We start from the raw sequence: 562 nt of genomic DNA, 5'->3' as shown, positions 1-562 counted from the left end.
TAATGGGAAACCCTAGCGTACTACCTAAACCATAGCTCTGCTGGTTATAGCTCCCGGCATCCGCATCAGAAGCATCATAGCTGTTATAAAAAATCTTTCCGCCCAGGCTGATGCCATCTACGGTAAACCACGGGTTCGTCGCCCCCAGTTCAAGATAAGACTGGTAGCTGTTGCGCGTCCCGTTGAAGCTAACGCTATTACCCGTTCCCAGCCAGTTATCCTGCGTCACGCCAAGCTGATAGCTCACGCCGCTGTCCGTACCAAATCCCAGGCCCACATTGAATGAGCCGGTGTTGCGCTCCTTCACCTTGTAGACCACATCGACCTGATCCGCCGTTCCATTGACCGGAACGATCTGCTGTTCAACGTTCTCAAAAAAACCCGTTCGATCAAGACGTACCTTCCCTTGATCGACTTTTTCGTTGTTGAGCCACGCCCCTTCCATTTGGCGCATTTCACGACGCAGCACCGCGTCCCGGGAGGTGTCGTTACCGGAAAAGCGGATCTGGCGTACCGAGTAGCGGCGGCCCGCGTTGACCTGAATATGCAGCACCACGCGGTG

At 54.6% G+C, this 562-nt stretch carries 1 protein-coding gene; it reads right to left on the bottom strand.

Annotated features, from left to right (window positions below; translation table 11 throughout):
* On the bottom strand, positions 1-562 hold a 562-nt coding region (locus HGP29_RS28555; protein ID WP_168885849.1), incomplete at both ends, for a POTRA domain-containing protein.

It is taken from the genome of Flammeovirga agarivorans, assembly GCF_012641475.1.
In the GTDB taxonomy this organism is placed as follows: Bacteria; Bacteroidota; Bacteroidia; order Cytophagales; family Flammeovirgaceae; genus Flammeovirga; species Flammeovirga agarivorans.
This window is presented reverse-complemented; position numbering and strand designations above follow the sequence as displayed.